This window comes from Sphingomonas sp. LY29 (assembly GCF_035593985.1).
Taxonomy (GTDB): Bacteria; Pseudomonadota; Alphaproteobacteria; order Sphingomonadales; family Sphingomonadaceae; genus Sphingomicrobium.
Window position 1 is genome coordinate 1,817,597 of the sequence record NZ_CP141587.1, and the last position, 16,231, is coordinate 1,833,827.

Sequence of the window (16,231 nt, forward strand, 5' to 3'; positions counted from 1 at the left end):
GAGGGGAGCGTCGCCAGCTAAGGCCGCTCCCCTCATGACCGACAACACACCCCCCAAGCGGATTTTCCCGACCTCGAAGGTCGATGCCGCCGCCGCCAAGCATGTTCCTTCGTCGCCGCAGACCGAAAGCGCCGCCTACAAGCTGGCGTTTCAGGACAACGACTTCCTCTTGCGCGAAGATCTGCGCGCCGTTCGTTTCCAGCTTGAGCTGCTGAAGCCCGAATTGCTGATGAACGAGGCCGACATCGCCTCGACCTTCGTCTTCTACGGATCGGCGCGCGTGCCGGAGCCTTCCAAGGCCAAGGCGCTGCTCGATGCAGCGAAATCCGACTGGGACCGCACCGTCGCGACGCGGCTGGTCGAAAAGTCGCATTATTACGACGAGGCCAAGAAGCTGGCTGGAATGGTCAGCCGCTTTCCGGTCGACGACGATGGCCAGCGTCATTTCGTCGTCTGCTCCGGAGGCGGTCCGTCGTTCATGGAAGCCGCCAACCGCGGCGCGACCGAGGCCGGGCAGGAGTCGATCGGGCTCAATATTGTGTTGCCGCACGAACAGCTGCCCAACACCTACGTTACCCCCGATCTCAGCTTCCAGTTCCATTATTTCGCGCTTCGCAAGATGCACTTCCTGCTTCGTGCGCGTGCGGTCGCGGTATTCCCGGGCGGGTTCGGCACCTTCGATGAAATGTTCGAGCTGCTGACCCTGATCCAGACCGGAAAGGTTCGCCCGCTTCCGATCCTGCTGTTCGGCAAGGAATTCTGGAACCGCGTCGTCGACTTCCACGCGCTGGCCGAGGAAGGCGTGATCTCGCTTCACGACCTCGACCTCATCACATGGTGCGAAACCGCCGACGAAGCGTGGGACGCGGTCCGCGCCCACTACGAACTCACCTGATCAGCGGGCCCTTGCCGCCTCGGCGATCGCGACGAACTGCTGCGGTGTAGCCGATGCGATCTCCTCGTTGATCGCGTCGAGCGGGAGGTCGTCGGCGCGTTTGAAGCGCAGGCACGACTTGCCCATGTCGAGCTTCTTTCCCGCGTCGGCCGCGACCACTTTCAGGCGTTCGGTCCGCTCGGCGCTCGAATAGGCGCAGTTGAGGTACAGGCTGTTGGCGTTCTTCTGCGCGGCGAGTGCGACATAAGCGAGCGGCTGGCCGTTGTAGGTCGGGCCGGAGACGGCGAGTGGCACGTCCCAGCAGATCATTCCCCACGCCATGCGCTCGTCATAGCCGGGCGGGATGGCATCGTTGACGAGGGCGCGAACGCGCTCGATCTCGACGCGGCGATCCGGGTCCAGTTCGGCAAGATAGTCGGCGACGGTGGCCGCTTTTGAGCTGACCACCGCGCCAGTCCCTTATTGGCTGATCGGAGCGGCGTCGCCGCCGGTGCTCTTCTCGCCGCCCTTGGCCGCCTGCATATCGTTCAGGACCGGCTGGTCGGGAGCTTTTGCGGCACCAGCATCTTCGGCTTCCGCAGCGGCCTTGTCGCCCGCGGCCGGATCGGCGGCACCCGCGGGCGCACCTTCAGGCGGCGCGGCCGGAAGCGGCAGCGGCGACGGGCTCTTGCTGTTCAGGAAGGCAATGACGTTGGCGCGCTCTTCCGGGTTCGACAGGCCGGCAAAGGTCATCTTGGTGCCCGGCGCATATTTCTTCGGGCTGGCGAGCCATTCGCTCATCGAGGTCCAGTCCCAGGTGCCCGGGACGCCCTTCAGCGCGGGCGAATAGGCGAAGCCCGGGACGTGGCCGTGCGGCTTGCCCAAGGTCGCCCACAGGTTCGGGCCAAGGCCGTTGGCGCCGCCCTGGTCGACGGTGTGGCAGGCGGTGCACTTCTTGAACACCTGCTCGCCTTTCGCGACGTCGGCGGTGGCAAGGTAGAATTCGATCGGCTTGGCGGCTTCGCCGCTCGCGCCTTCCTCGACCACGCCTTCAATCGGGTAGCCCATCTCCTCGGGCCGCTCGCCCTTGAACGATTCGCCCGCCACGATCGACGATCCCAGGGCGACGATTCCGGCAAACAGGACCCAGCCGGCAATAGTATTGTTGCGATCGTCCATGAAACCCCGTGCGGTCACGCCGCTGGCTTAAAGTGAAAGTTGCTTGCGCCTTTACGGCGGCAAAGGCGTCACTTCAAGCGTCCAGCCACCACGCAAGCAGCGTATGCGCGATTGCCGCCGGCGGCGGGGGCAGGAAGGCCGGATCGGGCGCCCCGCTCAGCGCCGCTTCGACCTCTTCGCGCGTGAACCAGCGAGCGTCGTCCAGTTCGTTCGTGTCGATCGTCAGCAGGTCGTCGTCGGCGATGCCATGAGCGCCGATCATCAGCGACGAGGGGAAAGGCCAGGGCTGGCTGGCGACATAGGTCACTTCGCGCACTGCGATGCCCGCTTCTTCCTTCAGTTCGCGCGCGACGGCGGCCTCGATCGTCTCGCCCGGTTCCACGAAGCCCGCCAGCGCCGAATAACGTCCGGGCGGGTAGGACGGCTGGCGTCCGAGCAGCAGGCAATCCCCATGGCTTGCCAGCATGATCACCACCGGGTCGACGCGCGGATAATGTTCGGCGCCGCAAGCGGGACAGGCGCGCGACCAGCCGCCGCGGTTGGGCGCGGTGGCCGAACCACAGACCGAGCAATGGCCGTGACGACGATGCCAGTTGGCGAGGCTGAGGGCCGCGGCAAAGGTCGGCGCATCGTCTGCGTGGAGTAGCGACAGCAATCCGAAATGCGACCGCGCATGCTCGGCAACCTCGAGCGGCGGCAGGGTCGAGAAGCGCGGCGCGACACCGTCGAGCCCGAGGAAGAGTGGCGCTTGGCCCCCGAATGGCTCCCAACGCAGAGAGCCCTTGTCGTCGAGGCTGGGGGCACCATCGGTCCAGTGGAGGCAGCGGGCATCGCTTCGCCGGGCAAGCGCCCGGATTGCGTCGGGATCGCCGCGAAGATGGTCGGCGCGATCAAGCCCGGGGCCGGCAAAGAAAGGATCAGGCCGCATCGGCGTTACGCCCCCCGATCACTGCCGCCACCGCTCGCGCGTATAGCGTCGGCAGCCCTGCGTCGGAAATCCGGTCGAGCGGGTGCCACCACCCTTCGCCGTGCGGCTCGGACTTCTCGACGAGGTGAAGGTCGAGCGTGAAGTGGGTGAAGCCATGCGCGACGCTGGCAAGCGCCGAATCGACGGGCTCTTCCTCCTGCCACTCCGGCCCCGGAAGCGCCGCCATCCCGCCCAGCATCCCCCGATCTGGGCGTCGGACGAGCCACAACTCGCCGTCACGCTCGGTCCACCAGGCGACCCCATGCTTGTGCGGTCGTGCCTTTCTGACCTTCGGCGCCGGAAAGGCTTCCGGATCGCCGCTCGCGAAGGCGAGGCAATCGTCATGGAGTGGGCAGGCGAGGCACGCCGGCGCTTTCGGCCGGCAGATCGTGGCGCCAAGGTCCATCATCGCCTGCGCGAAGTCGCCAGGACGATCGGCGGGGGTCATTGCGTCGGCAAGCCGGCGGATCTCCGGCCTGATCTCGGCGATCGGTCGGTCGAGGCCGTGGAGCCGCGCGACCACTCGCTCGACATTGGTGTCGACCACCACCGCGCGCTCCCCGAACGCGATCGCGGCGACTGCGGCGGCGGTGTAGGCGCCAAGTCCGGGCAGTTCGCGAAGCTCTGCTTCGGACGTTGGAAACCCGCCGCGCGCGGTCACTTCGCGGGCGCAGGCGATCAGGTTGCGGGCGCGGGCATAATATCCAAGACCGGCCCACTCGCCGAGCACTTCGGCGTCGTCGGCCGCCGCGAGGTCTTCGCTCGTCGGCCAGCGATCGAGGAAGCGCTCGAAGCGTGGTCGGACCGTGGCGACCGTGGTCTGCTGGAGCATCACCTCCGACAGCCACACGCGATAGGGATCGGGCGGCGGCGAACCGGGCGGGCTTCGCCACGGCAATTCGCGGGCGTGGGCGTCATAATGGGCGAGCAGCCGGGACGCGGGAGACGATACGCTTTGCGCACTGGCGAGCATGGCAAGCCTATGGCATGGTCCGCCGCGATGGCGAAGTCCCCGCGTACCCCCAAGGCCGAAGACGCCCCGCGCCGCGGCCATGCGCGCGCGGCGGGCGACCTTGTGCACGACATTGCCGGATCGACCTTCAAGCGCTTCGGTTTCGTCCAAGGCGCGGTGGTCAGCCGCTGGGCGGAGATCGTCGGCGAACGCTACGCCAAGGTCTCCACGCCCGAATCGATCCGTTTCCCCGGCGGCGCCAAGTCGGGCGGAACGTTGACCCTGTTCGTCGAGGGCGCGCATGCCCCGCTGATCCAGCATCTGGCGCCGATGATCGCCGAGCGGGTCAATCGCTTCTTCGGTTACGAAGCCATCGCCAAGATCGCTTTTCGCCAGGGCCGCGCCCCGCGCCCGGCGCCGTCGCCGGTGCGGCCGACACCCGCGCCGATCCCCGCCGCGCTGGGAGAAGGGCTACGCGAGATTGCCGATCCCGAGCTTCGCGCCTGCCTCGAATCGCTTGCCTCCAGCCTTGCCGGATCGACCGGTAAGCCGGTGGTCGAAAAACTCGTCCCCATTATCCTGACTTCCATCACCCGGAGCGAATGAACGACATGAAGACTGCTGCCATCATCCTTGCCGCCTCGACCGCGCTGATCGCGACCGCCTGTAACAGCGAGCAGACGGCCAACAATGTCGCGGCGCCCGAAGTCACCGCAGCGCCGGTCCCGGCGCCCAACAACGGCGACTGGTCGACCGTCGTCGCCAAGACGCCCGAGGGCGGCTTCGCGATGGGCAACCCGCAGGCGCAGGTGAAGCTGGTCGAATTTGCATCGATGACCTGCTCGCACTGCGCCGAGTTTGAGGAGCAGGGCGTCAAGCCGCTGATCGACAATTACGTCAAGAAGGGCCTCGTCAGCTACGAGCTTCGCAACTACGTCCGCGACCCGTTCGACATGACCGCGTCGCTGCTGGCGCGCTGCAGCGGCGAGGCCGGTTTCTTCGGCCTCACGCGCAACCTGTTCGCCGACCAGGCCGACTGGATCCAGAAGATCCAGACCGCCGACCCCGCGCGCCTGCAAGCGCTCCAGTCGATGCCGCCGGCACAGCAATTCTCCACCATCGCCGACCTTGGCGGGCTGAAGCAGTACGCTTCGATGCGCGGCGTCCCGCGCGCCAAGGCCGACCAGTGCCTGGGCAACGAGGCAGAAGTGAACCGGCTGGTCCAGATGAACAGCGACGCCACCTCGCAGTACAACATTCCGGGCACGCCGACCTTCCTGATCGGCGGCGAAGTCGTCGAAATCCAGGCGGGCACCCCGACCTGGACCCAGGTCGAGAACGCCATCAAGACCGCGCTGGCCGGGTAAGGCCGCAATACCGGGGGGTTCGACAGGTTGCGCTTTCGAAGGCTGAAACTCAGCGGCTTCAAGAGCTTCGTCGAGCCCGCCGAACTGCGCATCGAACCGGGGCTGACCGGCGTGGTCGGCCCCAATGGGTGCGGCAAATCCAACCTGCTTGAGGCCATCCGCTGGGTGATGGGCGAGGCGAGCGCCAAGTCGCTTCGCGGTGGCGGGATGGAAGACGTCATCTTCGCCGGCACCGCGACCCGCTCGGCGCGCGACTTCGCCGAGGTGTCGCTGCTGATCGAGCAGCCCGGCGACGGCGAAAGCGAAGTCACCCGCCGGATCGAGCGGGGGGCGGGTTCGGCCTATCGTATCGACGGCCGCGATGTCCGGCAGAAGGACGTGTCGCTGCTGTTCGCCGATGCCGCCACTGGCGCGCATTCGCCGGCGCTGGTCAGCCAGGGGCGGATCGGCGCGGTGATCGCCGCCAAGCCGGTCGAACGCCGCCAGATGCTCGAGGAAGCGGCGGGCATTTCCGGCCTTCACGCCCGGCGCAAGGACGCCGAGTCCAAGCTGCGCGCGACCGAAGCGAACCTCCAACGGCTCGACGAATTGTTGTCCGACCAGGAAGCCCGCGCCGCCTCGCTGCGACGACAGGCGCGTGCGGCCGAGCGCTATCGCTCACTGACCGACAAGATCCGCCTGTCCGAGGGCAAATTGATTTTTGCGCGCTGGGCCGAATCCGACCGCGCGGCGGTCGCGGCTGGGAACGAGGCGAAGGCCGCGGAAGGCGACGTGACGCGCCTGGGCGACGCAAGCCAAGTCGCGCAACGGTTGCAGGAAACGGCGGCGACGGTGCTCGGGCAGCGTCGCGATGCAGCGGTCGCGGCGCGCGATTCGGGCCGCAACCTCGCCCACCAACTCGCCACGGCCCGCGCGCGCCGCGACACGGTCGTTCGACGCCTTGCCGAACTGGAGCGACTGGCGGGGTCGCTCGCCACCGACACCGCGCGCGAACAGGCGCTCAAGGCCGACGCCGCGCGCGCGGTCGCCGCGCTCGATGCCGAGCAGGAAGCGATCGATGCGCGGCTCTCAGATGCCGAGACGATCGCTGCGCGGATTGCGGGCGAACTCAACCAGGCCGAAGCGGCCTCGCGGGAAGCCGAGGCTGCGCTTGCCGAGCTGCTCGCGAAGCAGGCCGCGATGCGCGCCGAACGACGCGTGGCCGAGGCCGCGGTCGAGGCGGCGCAGAGCCAGGCGCGGCGAGTGGGGGCCGATCAGGCGAGGCTGGCCGAGCAAAGGGCAAACCTTGGCGACGGAGCCGACGAGCGCGCGTCGATCGAGGACGCGGAACGGCGGCTGTCCGCTGCCTCCGACGCCCTGGCAAAGGCCGAGGCGGCCCTCGACCAAGCCGAACGCGGACGCGCCGCGGGTGCTGAGGCACGCGATCAGGCCGAGAGCCGCCTGGCTGCCGCTCGGGCCGCGCAAAGCGCCGCCGCTGCTGAGCGGAGCGCCTTGGCGCGCGCGCTGAACCTAGGGCGCGGGGCCGCGCTGGCCGAACTCCGCGCCGACCCGGGATATGAGCGCGCGCTGGCGGCGGCGCTGGGCGACGATATCGAGGCCGCCCTTGGCGACGAGGGGCCGCGCCGCTGGCAGGGGAGCGATCCGCTTCCCGGCGATCCGGCGCTCGTGGGCGGGCTCGAACCGTTGATCGATCATGTCGCCGCGCCGCCGCAGCTTCGCCGGAGGCTCTCGCAGGTCGGCGTCGCCAATACCGACGATGGCCAGACGCTGGCAGTCGGGCAGCGGCTGGTGACGCGCGACGGCGTAGTCCGCCGCTGGGATGGCTTCGTCAGCGTCGGCGTGGGGGCCGCGGCGGCGGAACGGCTGCTGCGCGTCAACCGGTTGGCGCAACTCGACGACCAGATGCCCGCGCTCGACGCCGACGTCGCGGATGCGATCGCCGCGCGCGATGCGGCGGCGGCGGCGGTCGAAGAGCAACGACGTGCAGGCGAAGAGGCACGAGCCGCCGCCGCCTCGGCCGAACGGGAAATCCGCGACGCCAACCGGGCTAGCGATTCGGCGACGACCGCGCTCGAACGGCTGGATGGGCAGCGGTCGGCCATCGACGAACGGCTGGCGGATCTTGCGCCTCTGGCCGAAGCTTCTCTGCAGGCGCGCGACGCGGCCGCCGCCGCGCTTGCCGCACTGCCCGATCCGGACACGATCCAGGCCGACGTCGATCGCGCTCGCCAGACGGCATCGAACGCAGGCGAGACCGTCGCGGACTGCCGCGCGCGTTCGGCGACGCGGGCGCGCGAGACCTCGGCGGACCGCGAACGCCATGCGGCGGCGGGACGCGAAAAGGGCGAGTGGCGCTCGCGCGGGCTTCAGGCCGAACAGCGGCTGGCGGAGACGTCGGGACGCGCGATGGCGCTGGAGGAAGAGCAAGAGGAGCTTGTCGACCAGCCCGCCGCGCAGGCCGTCGAGATCGAACGGCTCGAGCAGGAGAGCGCCGCGAGCGAGGCGGCGATCCGCGAAGCGGCGGAGGCCGAGCGCGACGCGCAGGAGGCGGTCGCGGTGGCGGGAAGGGCGCTTGCCGATGCGGCGGAAGCGTTCGCCGCAGCGCGCGAGGCAAGGGCAGGCGCGGTCGCGCGGGCCGAAGCGCAAATCGGACGGCGCGAGGAATATGCGCGCATCTGCGGCGAACGGTTCGAATGCCCGCCGCCGTTGCTTCCCGAACGGCTGGGCTTCGATTCGGCCTCGCTTGGCGACCCCGATGCCGAAAAGGAATTGCTCGACCGCCTAACGGCCGAGCGGGAGCGCATCGGCCCGGTCAATCTCGTGGCTGATCAGGAACTGGCCGAGCTCGACAGCAGCCGCGAGTCGAACGTCGCCGAAAAGGAGGAGCTGGCGCAAGCGATCCTGCGGCTGCGCGGATCGATCGGCAGCCTCAATCGCGAAGGACGCGTCCGTCTGCTCGCCGCGTTCAAGCAGGTCGACACCCATTTCCGCAGCCTGTTCACGACGCTGTTCAATGGCGGTCAGGCGCATCTCGAACTCATCGAAAGTGACGATCCGCTGGAGGCTGGACTGGAGATCATGGCGCAGCCGCCGGGCAAGCGCCTGTCGGCACTGACGTTGCTGTCGGGGGGCGAGCAGGCGCTGACCGCGGTCGCGCTGATCTTCGCGCTGTTCCTCACCAATCCCGCGCCGATTTGCGTGCTCGACGAGGTCGACGCTCCGCTCGACGATGCCAATGTCGAGCGCTTCTGCGACCTGCTCGCGCGGATGAGCGGCGAGACCGACACCCGCTACCTGATCGTCACGCACAATGCGGTGACGATGAGCCGCATGGACCGCCTCTACGGCGTGACCATGATCGAAAAGGGCGTCAGCCGGCTGGTGTCGGTCGACCTGGGCGGCGCCGAACAATTGCTCGCCGCTGAATGATCACTCCGCCGGGGTAAGCGCCGCCCGGCCGTCGCGATAGGCGCGTGCACGGGCCCGAGGCGCGCGCGATCGCCACCAAATGATAATGCCGGTGATCGACAGCGCGGCCGGGATGATCCCTCCCAGGAAGATCACGATCTGCCAGACGATGCCCATTCCGGTGCCGTCGTGCCAGCGGCGCATCGTGCGCGCGAGCGTCTCTGGCTTTGGCGCGGAGGGCGGCGTCACCGCTCCATCGGCATCCGCGATCAAGACTTCGGCAGGGCCGCCCGCTTTGCGCGCGAAGCCGATCTTCCATTCGGGCGTCTGATCGGTCGGCCAGTTGACGACCGTCAGCGGCCCGGTGGCGTGGGCAGTGGCGGCGGTCACGGCGTCCGACGCGGTCATCTCGGTCGTGGCAAGCGGTACCGCCCGCATCGCGCGCTGGCGATCGGGCGCCGGGCCCGACGAGGCGCCGCGTTCGAACTGGCCGAACACCTTGGGGAAGGAGATCCACGCGCCGGTGAAGGACAGCATCGCGAGCGGGATCAGGATCCAGAATCCCATTTGGTAGTGGAGGTTGGCGTTGGTCGAGTTGCGTCGCTTCCAGCGCAGTCCGCGCGTGAACGATCCGCTCAGCGGCCACCACAGCCAGATGCCGGAAATCGACGACACCAGCATGAACACGCCGATCCAGCCGACGATGGTGCGGCCCCAGCCGGGGACCATCAGGCTGCCGTGGAGGACGTGCATCACCTGCACGACGCCGCTGCTCGCCTTGGCGCGGTCGATCAGCGACGCGTCTATGGGATTGAGCCACAGGTTGGTCCGTTCGGGACGCCCGCCGCCCGCGCCTTCCGGCAGGGGCTTGGTCGCGGTGACCTGCACCGGCGCGTTGTCGGAGTTGAAGCGCACGGCGGTGACGATCTCGCCGTCCTGCAGTGCCGATCTGGCCGCGGCGGCATAGGCATCCGGGGTCAGGACAGCCGGGCCGAGCGTCTCGAAGCGCTGCGGCTCGAGCGTTTCCTCCAGCCAGTCGTGCCAGACCAGCGCGGAGCCCGTCAGGCAGATCGGAATGATGAGAATGGCGAGCGTCAGCCCGATCCATTTGTGGACCTGCAGCCAGCCGGCGCGGAGTTGCTTCTTCGTCGACTTGGCCAAGGCTCATTCCCGCATGGTCGTGGAGATCAGGCCGATATGCATAGCCGCGAAATTAGCGCTTGCAAGCTTATTGCGAACGATTATCAGCAAGTCAGTTTTCGCGAATGTTTCGCAATAGCAGGAATCACCAGATGGCTCGGGGCATGCACGCAGGGATCACGTCGACTCGAAAGGCAGTGTTGGCGTTCGCCGGTTCGACCTTACTCATCGGATCTGGCGCGCAGGCCGCCGACGTTGTCGACAACGCCCCCGATGCCGACGAGGCGAAGGCGCAGAGTGTCACCGTCACCGGCGAGCGCTACCGAATCAACACCCTCAACAGCCGACTTGGCGACGTCCGCGACGCGCCGCAGTCGATCAGCATCATCCCGCGGGCGGTGATCGAACAGCAGTCCGCGACCAACCTTCGCGACGTGCTTCGCAACGTCACCGGCATCAGCTTTGCGGCAGGCGAAGGCGGCGGTGGGCCCGGCGGCGACAACCTGACCCTGCGCGGGTTCGCGGCCCGCAACGACATCTTCGTCGACGGCATCCGCGATTTTGCCAGCTACACCCGCGACACGTTTAACGTCGAACAGGTCGAGGTGGTGAAGGGTCCCGCATCGGCGCAGACCGGTCGCGGGTCGACCGGCGGCTACATCAACCTGTTCACCAAGCAGCCGCAGGCGCGCAGCTTCGTCGGCGGCACGCTCGGCCTCGGCACTCTGGGCTACTACCGCGGGACGGCCGACCTCAATCTTGCGGGAAGCGATCTCGGCGTCGGCGGCGGTACCGCGGCGCGGGTGAACTTGCTTTTCCATGACGTGAAGACCCCGGGGCGCGATCATGTCGATACCAAGCGCTACGGCATCGCCCCGTCGATCGCGTTCGGCCTCGGCGGCTCGACCCGCGCGATCGTGACCGCGATGCACCTTCGTCAGAATAATGTCCCCGATTACGGCATCCCGTTCGTCCCCGCGACGCACACCGGCCTGGTCGAATTTCGCGACCGCCCCGCGCCGGTCGATTACGACAACTATTACGGCTTGCTCGATCGCGATCGTGAGAAGCTGCGCACCAACATCCTGACCTTCGCGGTCGAACATGACCTGTCGCCGGGCATGCGCATCGCCAACACGACGCGATACGGCCACGCGACGCGCGATTCGATCTATTCGGCGCCGCGCTTCGACGGGAACACGACGCAGATCGTGCCCCAGACCCAGTCGCGCGACACCCTCGACAAGTCGCTGGTCAACCAGACCAACCTGTTCGCCAAGTTCGCCACCGGATCCATGCGCCACGACCTGATCGCGGGGATCGAGATCGCGCGCGAGACCAGCCGCAACCAACCGCGAACGATCACGGCGGGCACCTCCACCGACCTGTTCGATCCCGACCCTAACCGGCCGTGGATCGGCACGATCGTGGACACGCCCGGCGGCCCGATCCGTGCCAGCGCCGACACGCTCGCCGCTTACTTGTTCGACACGGTGCACTTCAGCGAAAAGCTGCTGCTCAGCGGCGGTCTGCGCTGGGAGCGGTTCAAGAGCGCATTCGACGCAGTCGCGCCGTCGCCCGAACTCGGCCGGACCGACGAGACGCTGACATGGCGCGCGGGCCTGACCTACAAGCCGATCAGTAACCTCGGCTTCTATATCGGGGCGGGGACGTCGGTGAATCCGTCGATCGAGAATATGACCCAGACCACGCCGACCGCCGCGGTGGTCGCGCTGAAGCCCGAGCGAAGCCGCACGATTGAGGTCGGGGCGAAGTGGGACGGACTGGGCGGCAAGCTGCTGCTCAACGGCGCGCTGTTCCGGATCGAAAAGACCAATGCGCGGACGCCGGGTCAGCTGGGCGAGGCCCCAACCGTGCTCGAGGGCGAGCAACGCGTCGACGGGATCGAGCTTGGCGCGACCGGCTGGCTTGCCAAGCGCTGGCAGTTGATCGCCGCCTACACCTACCTCGACAGCGAAGTGATTAAGTCGAACACCGCGACCGAGATCGGCAATCGGCTGCAGAACGTGCCGACGCACAGCGCCACGCTATGGTCGAATTACGAGCTTCCGTTCGGCGTCGAGATTGGCGGCGGCGCGCGCTATGTCGGCCACCGCTACACCAATGTTGCCAACGTCCGCCGCGTCGACGACTATTGGCTGTTCGATGCGACCGCGGCGTACAATTTCGACAAGCAGACGTCGTTGCGGGTGAACCTCTTCAACCTCACCGACGAACGCTATATCGACCAGGTCGGCGGCGGGCACTTCGTCCCCGGCGCGGGGCGCTCGGCAGTGGCGACCCTCGCCTTCCGGCTTTAGGGTTAGCGCCATGTTGATCGCCATCCCTTCGGTACTGAGCGCGGATCAGGTGCGCGAGGCGCGCGGCCTGCTCGATGCGGCGGCGTGGGAGGATGGACGGTCGACGGCAGGCGGACAGTCCGCGCTCGCCAAGCGCAATGCCCAACTGTCGGCGGACAACGCGGCCGCGCGAACGATCGGAGCGACGATCCTGCAGGCGCTGTCGGCAAACGGACTGTTCATGTCGGCCGCCCTACCGAAGAAGATCTTTCCGCCGCTGTTCAACCGCTACGAGGCGAGCGAAGGGCATCACTTCGGCGATCATGTCGACAATGCGATCCGCTTCCTTCCGGGTGGAGAGGGGCGCGTTCGGACCGACCTGTCGGCAACGCTGTTCCTGGCGGAGCCCGACGACTACGACGGCGGCGAACTGGTGATCGAGGACAGCTACGGGTCACACAGTGTCAAGTTGCCCGCAGGCGATATGATTCTCTACCCCGCCACCTCGCTTCATCGCGTCGAGCCGGTCACGCGAGGGGCGCGGGTCGCTTCCTTCTTCTGGATCGAATCGATGGTCCGCGACGACGGGCAGCGCACTCTGCTGCTCGACATGGATGCGGCGGTGCGGACGCTGGCGAGCGAGGTCGGGGACGATCATGCGGCAGTCGTGTCGCTGACCGGCACGTATCACAATTTGTTGAGGCGCTGGGCCGACAGCTAGGCGGCGAGCGCGGCGGCGCGTTCCCCGATCCGCTTGAGGTCCGACACGAAGCGGGCGCGCTCGGTGCGGCGGGCCTCCTCGTCGGGCAGGCGGAGCAGGAAGCTGGGATGCACCGTCACCCAGCATTCGCTCCCGTCCGCCAAGGTCAGCGGCTCATCGCGAACGCGGCTGATCGTCACCGTCTTTCCGGTGAGCGACCGGGCGGCGGTGGCGCCCAGCGCGACGGTCAGTGCAGGTCGGATCAGCCCGCGCTCCTGTTCCTGCCACCAGCGGCAGGCGTCGATCTCGCCGACGTCGGGGCGCGAGTGGATCCGTTTCTTGCCCTTCAGCACGAACTTGAAATGCTTGACCGCATTGGTGACATAGGTGCGCTTCCGGTCGATCCCCGCCGCTTCGAGCGCCGCGTTGAAGACTTCACCAGCAGGGCCGACGAACGGCTTGCCTGCCAGATCCTCCTGGTCGCCCGGCTGCTCACCGACGAAGATGATCGACGCATCGAGCGGCCCTTCGCCGAACACCGTCTGCGTGGCACATTGGTAAAGGTCGCAGCGCGTGCAATGCGCCGCCTCGTCGCGAAGCGCTTCCCAACTTGCGCGGATGTTCGATCGCGGCATCGGCTCCTGACCCCTCGACGTTTCGATCCCCGGCGCGGTGGGCGCCATCTCCAACATCGCCGCCTCGCGCTTTTGCGCGCCCGCGATCAAGTCGCCGATCAGCGCGGTCTCGGGCATGTTCTTCCAATATTTCTTGGGCATTTCCTTGGTCATCGCCTTCACCTTCACCCGCGCCGGATTGAAGATGCTCGCGTAATAGGTTTTCCACGTCTCCTCGACCGGATCGCCGTCGGGGGCCTCCGCGCGCGTAGCGCCGGGCCCTTCGGTCAGCTTCTCTCCGTCCCAGTGGATGGTGAGTTGGGGCGTCAGGATCGACCAGCGCATGTTGGCGAAGCGGCGCATGAAAAAGCCGGCCTCGCGCCGGACGATGTGATGATCGGGCTCGAACCAGGCAACGAAACGCGCGCCATCCTCCTCCTCGATTTCACGGAAGCGGACGAAGGCGTGCATCTTGTGGGCGTCGCGCCGGACTTCCTTGGCGAGCCGCTCGATCCGGTCGAGCAGCGGATCGGCGCGATCCTCCATCGCTCGGCGGTTGCTGCGAAGCTTCAGCAGTATCTCGTACAGCAGAGCGAAGCGCTCAGGATCGGAATGACAGATCGCCGCCTTGGCGACGTCGATAAACCCGCGGGGCACGGCGAAGCTGGGTCCGTCGGGCGGCGGCAGCGTGTCGGGCAAGGCCGCGAACAGGTCCGCCTCGCCCCCATTCACTTCCCAGCGGATCGCGCTTGGCGGAACGCCCGCTTCGGCAAGCCCACGGGCCGCATCACGCCATCCGGCGAAGTCGTCTTCGTCGGACAGCGAGACGCGATGCGCGTCGACCATCGGGCCTTCGCGCAGCATGGTTATTCGCGGTCGTCGCCCTCGTCGGCACCGGCTTCGGCGCGCGCGACTTCCTTGGGCTTTCGCTTTTCGAACAAGGCGCGAAGCTCGACGACCTTTTCCTCGCTCAGCCCCTCGGCCGCGGTCGGAAACATCTCTTCCTCTTCCTCGTCGATGTGATGGGTGTACTCGTCTTTCAGCGTCTTGAACTTGGTCAGCCAGCCCGACGAACCCATGTCCATCTCGGCCAGCTCCTCGAGCATGTCGCCGATTTCCTTATGTTCGCTGACCGAATGCACCGCATCGTGACGCAATTCCTCACGCGCCAGCATCGTCGCATAAAGCGACTCCTCTTCGGCGGCGGCGTGCGCGGTCACTTCAATTTTGAAAGTATCGAACAGCTCGCGCCGTTCGTCGCTGTCGCCGCTGGTCTCGACGATCTTGTCGAGCAATTCGCGATGACGGTCGTGGTCCTGCTTCAGTCGGTCGAAAATGTCGGCACTTGCCATGGTCTGTTCCTTCCCTCGATCGAAGGCCCAACCGTTCACGCGGCGAACAGGTCCAATTGAGTCTCGCGCGGCGCAATTAATGCCTTCAGGTCGGCGCGGTCGGTCAGCAGTGTCGGGCGCCAATCCGACGTGACGATGAAGGGGCGGACTTTGGCGATCGACACTGTCAGCCGACCGACGTCGGCCAAGGTCATCGATCGCCAACGGCGTGACGATAGGATCCGACCGACCGCCTTCGTGCCTAGTCCCGGAACGCGCAGCAGCTGCTCCTTCGACGCGCGATTGACGTCGACCGGGAAGCTTTCGCGAAACTTCAGCGCCCAGGCGAGCTTCGGGTCGATGTCGAGCGGGAGCATGCCGTCGGCGCCCGCCGCGCTGACCACCTCCTTCGGCTTGAACCCGTAGAACCGCATCAGCCAGTCGGACTGGTAAAGCCGGTGCTCGCGCATCAGCGGCGGTCGCTTCAGCGGCAATACCGCGCTTGGGCTGGGGATGGGGGAGAAGGCCGAATAATAGACTCGGCGAAGCGAAAAACGATCGTAGAGCTGGCTTGCGCGCATCACAATGTCACCGTCATTGGCGGCGTCGGCCCCGACGATCATCTGCGTCGATTGGCCAGCGGGCGCGAACTTGGGTGCGGAGCGATACTTCTTCCGCGCATCCTTTCCGTCCTCGATCCCCAGCTTCATGTCCTTCATCGCGCCTTCGATCCGCGTCGCGCTCTTTTCCGGCGCGAGCCTTTCGAGCCCGCCGACGGTGGGAAGCTCGACGTTGATCGACACGCGGTCGGCATGAAGCGCGGCAAGACGGACCAATTCGGGATCGGCATCGGGGATGGTCTTCAGGTGGATGTAACCGCGGAAATTATGATCCTCGCGCAGCGACCGCGCCACCTCGACCAATTGCTCCATCGTGTAATTGGACGACTTGATGATGCCCGAGGAGAGGAACAGCCCCTCGATATAATTGCGCTTGTAGAAGGACAGGGTAAGGTGGACGACCTCCTGCGCGGTGAAGCGCGCGCGTCGGACGTTCGAGCTCTTGCGGTTGATGCAATAATGGCAATCGAAGATGCAGCTGTTGGTCAGCAGGATCTTCAGCAGGGAAATGCAGCGGCCGTCGGGCGCGTAGGCGTGACAGATGCCCATCCCCTCGGTCGACCCGACCCCCTTACCGCCCCGGCTGTCTCGCTTCGACGTTCCCGACGATGCGCAACTCGCGTCATATTTCGCTGCATCGGCGAGAATCGCCAGCTTCTCACGGGTGTCCAGTTGCGCCATCCGTTCTTTTTATGTTCCGGGTTGGGCGAAGTCCAGCGTTTTGAATCTCCACGACTTTCTTCGCCTCTGGTCGTTGGTCGATCTGTCGCTTGCCCTCC

14 protein-coding genes are annotated in these 16,231 nt (G+C 66.9%); 6 read left to right on the plus strand and 8 right to left on the minus strand.

Annotation, left to right across the window (positions count from 1 at the left end):
- The first annotated feature begins 34 nt into the window (after positions 1-34).
- Positions 35-895, plus strand: coding sequence for an LOG family protein (locus SH584_RS09230; RefSeq protein ID WP_324806519.1), 861 nt, complete (start codon positions 35-37; stop codon positions 893-895).
- Here SH584_RS09230 and SH584_RS09235 read toward each other — a convergent pair whose 3' ends face one another.
- The 4 genes from SH584_RS09235 to SH584_RS09250 all read right to left on the minus strand — a co-directional run bounded on the left by SH584_RS09235 (position 896) and on the right by SH584_RS09250 (position 3,993).
- Entirely contained in the window at positions 896-1,342 is a 447-nt protein-coding gene (locus SH584_RS09235) for a DUF1801 domain-containing protein (RefSeq protein ID WP_324806521.1), read from the minus strand.
- Positions 1,343-1,354: 12 nt separating this feature from the next.
- On the minus strand, positions 1,355-2,053 hold the full coding sequence (locus SH584_RS09240; RefSeq protein WP_324806523.1) for a c-type cytochrome: 699 nt from the start codon (positions 2,051-2,053) through the stop codon (positions 1,355-1,357).
- Between the two features lie 73 nt (positions 2,054-2,126).
- Positions 2,127-2,981, minus strand: coding sequence for an NAD(+) diphosphatase (gene nudC, locus SH584_RS09245; protein ID WP_324806525.1), 855 nt, complete (start codon positions 2,979-2,981; stop codon positions 2,127-2,129).
- Positions 2,971-3,993 carry an A/G-specific adenine glycosylase gene (locus tag SH584_RS09250; protein WP_324806527.1) on the minus strand — a complete coding sequence of 341 codons (1,023 nt, stop codon included), beginning with the start codon at positions 3,991-3,993 and terminating at the stop codon, positions 2,971-2,973. Before SH584_RS09250 ends, nudC begins: the two co-directional genes overlap by 11 nt.
- 27 nt (positions 3,994-4,020) lie before the next feature.
- On the opposite strand from SH584_RS09250, the gene SH584_RS09255 reads away from it, so the two are divergent.
- From SH584_RS09255 to SH584_RS09265, 3 genes are read left to right on the plus strand one after another with little or no spacing between them, the layout of a single operon-like run.
- A complete protein-coding gene (locus SH584_RS09255; RefSeq protein ID WP_324806528.1) occupies positions 4,021-4,578 on the plus strand; it encodes a DUF721 domain-containing protein in 558 nt (185 codons plus the stop codon).
- 5 nt (positions 4,579-4,583) lie between these two features.
- Entirely contained in the window at positions 4,584-5,339 is a 756-nt protein-coding gene (locus tag SH584_RS09260; protein WP_324806529.1) for a DsbA family protein, read from the plus strand.
- A 27-nt stretch (positions 5,340-5,366) separates the two neighbouring features.
- Positions 5,367-8,768, plus strand: a complete 3,402-nt coding sequence (locus tag SH584_RS09265) for a chromosome segregation SMC family protein (RefSeq protein ID WP_324806531.1) — start codon at positions 5,367-5,369, stop codon at positions 8,766-8,768.
- Here SH584_RS09265 and SH584_RS09270 read toward each other — a convergent pair whose 3' ends face one another.
- Positions 8,769-9,908, minus strand: a complete 1,140-nt coding sequence (locus SH584_RS09270) for a PepSY-associated TM helix domain-containing protein (protein ID WP_324806533.1) — start codon at positions 9,906-9,908, stop codon at positions 8,769-8,771.
- Positions 9,909-10,051: 143 nt separating this feature from the next.
- Between SH584_RS09270 and SH584_RS09275 the strand changes: the two genes are divergently transcribed.
- Complete coding sequence (locus SH584_RS09275) at positions 10,052-12,208, plus strand: TonB-dependent receptor (RefSeq protein ID WP_324806535.1); 2,157 nt, start codon at positions 10,052-10,054, stop codon at positions 12,206-12,208.
- A 10-nt stretch (positions 12,209-12,218) separates the two neighbouring features.
- On the plus strand, positions 12,219-12,908 hold the full coding sequence (locus tag SH584_RS09280; RefSeq protein WP_324806537.1) for a Fe2+-dependent dioxygenase: 690 nt from the start codon (positions 12,219-12,221) through the stop codon (positions 12,906-12,908).
- Here the strand turns inward: SH584_RS09280 and SH584_RS09285 are convergent.
- The 3 genes from SH584_RS09285 to SH584_RS09295 are packed head-to-tail and all read right to left on the minus strand — an operon-like array spanning position 12,905 to position 16,133.
- Positions 12,905-14,365 (minus strand): UdgX family uracil-DNA binding protein, encoded by a 1,461-nt coding sequence (locus SH584_RS09285; RefSeq protein WP_324806538.1) that lies wholly within the window; start codon positions 14,363-14,365, stop codon positions 12,905-12,907. The genes SH584_RS09280 and SH584_RS09285 overlap by 4 nt on opposite strands.
- Positions 14,366-14,367: 2 nt before the next feature.
- Positions 14,368-14,853, minus strand: coding sequence for a hemerythrin domain-containing protein (locus SH584_RS09290; RefSeq protein ID WP_322841494.1), 486 nt, complete (start codon positions 14,851-14,853; stop codon positions 14,368-14,370).
- Positions 14,854-14,888: 35 nt separating this feature from the next.
- Positions 14,889-16,133 carry a putative DNA modification/repair radical SAM protein gene (locus SH584_RS09295; protein ID WP_324806541.1) on the minus strand — a complete coding sequence of 415 codons (1,245 nt, stop codon included), beginning with the start codon at positions 16,131-16,133 and terminating at the stop codon, positions 14,889-14,891.
- Positions 16,134-16,231: the final 98 nt, after the last annotated feature.

Coding starts and splice junctions, on each gene's coding strand:
- SH584_RS09255 (WP_324806528.1), top strand. CDS start 4,021: ATGGCGAAGTCCCCGCGTACCCCCAAGGCCGAAGACGCCCCGCGCCGC.
- SH584_RS09250 (WP_324806527.1), bottom strand. CDS start 3,993: ATGCTCGCCAGTGCGCAAAGCGTATCGTCTCCCGCGTCCCGGCTGCTC.
- SH584_RS09240 (WP_324806523.1), bottom strand. CDS start 2,053: ATGGACGATCGCAACAATACTATTGCCGGCTGGGTCCTGTTTGCCGGA.
- SH584_RS09290 (WP_322841494.1), bottom strand. CDS start 14,853: ATGGCAAGTGCCGACATTTTCGACCGACTGAAGCAGGACCACGACCGT.
- SH584_RS09260 (WP_324806529.1), top strand. CDS start 4,584: ATGAAGACTGCTGCCATCATCCTTGCCGCCTCGACCGCGCTGATCGCG.
- SH584_RS09230 (WP_324806519.1), top strand. CDS start 35: ATGACCGACAACACACCCCCCAAGCGGATTTTCCCGACCTCGAAGGTC.
- SH584_RS09275 (WP_324806535.1), top strand. CDS start 10,052: ATGCACGCAGGGATCACGTCGACTCGAAAGGCAGTGTTGGCGTTCGCC.
- SH584_RS09295 (WP_324806541.1), bottom strand. CDS start 16,133: ATGGCGCAACTGGACACCCGTGAGAAGCTGGCGATTCTCGCCGATGCA.
- nudC (WP_324806525.1), bottom strand. CDS start 2,981: ATGCGGCCTGATCCTTTCTTTGCCGGCCCCGGGCTTGATCGCGCCGAC.
- SH584_RS09280 (WP_324806537.1), top strand. CDS start 12,219: ATGTTGATCGCCATCCCTTCGGTACTGAGCGCGGATCAGGTGCGCGAG.
- SH584_RS09285 (WP_324806538.1), bottom strand. CDS start 14,365: ATGCTGCGCGAAGGCCCGATGGTCGACGCGCATCGCGTCTCGCTGTCC.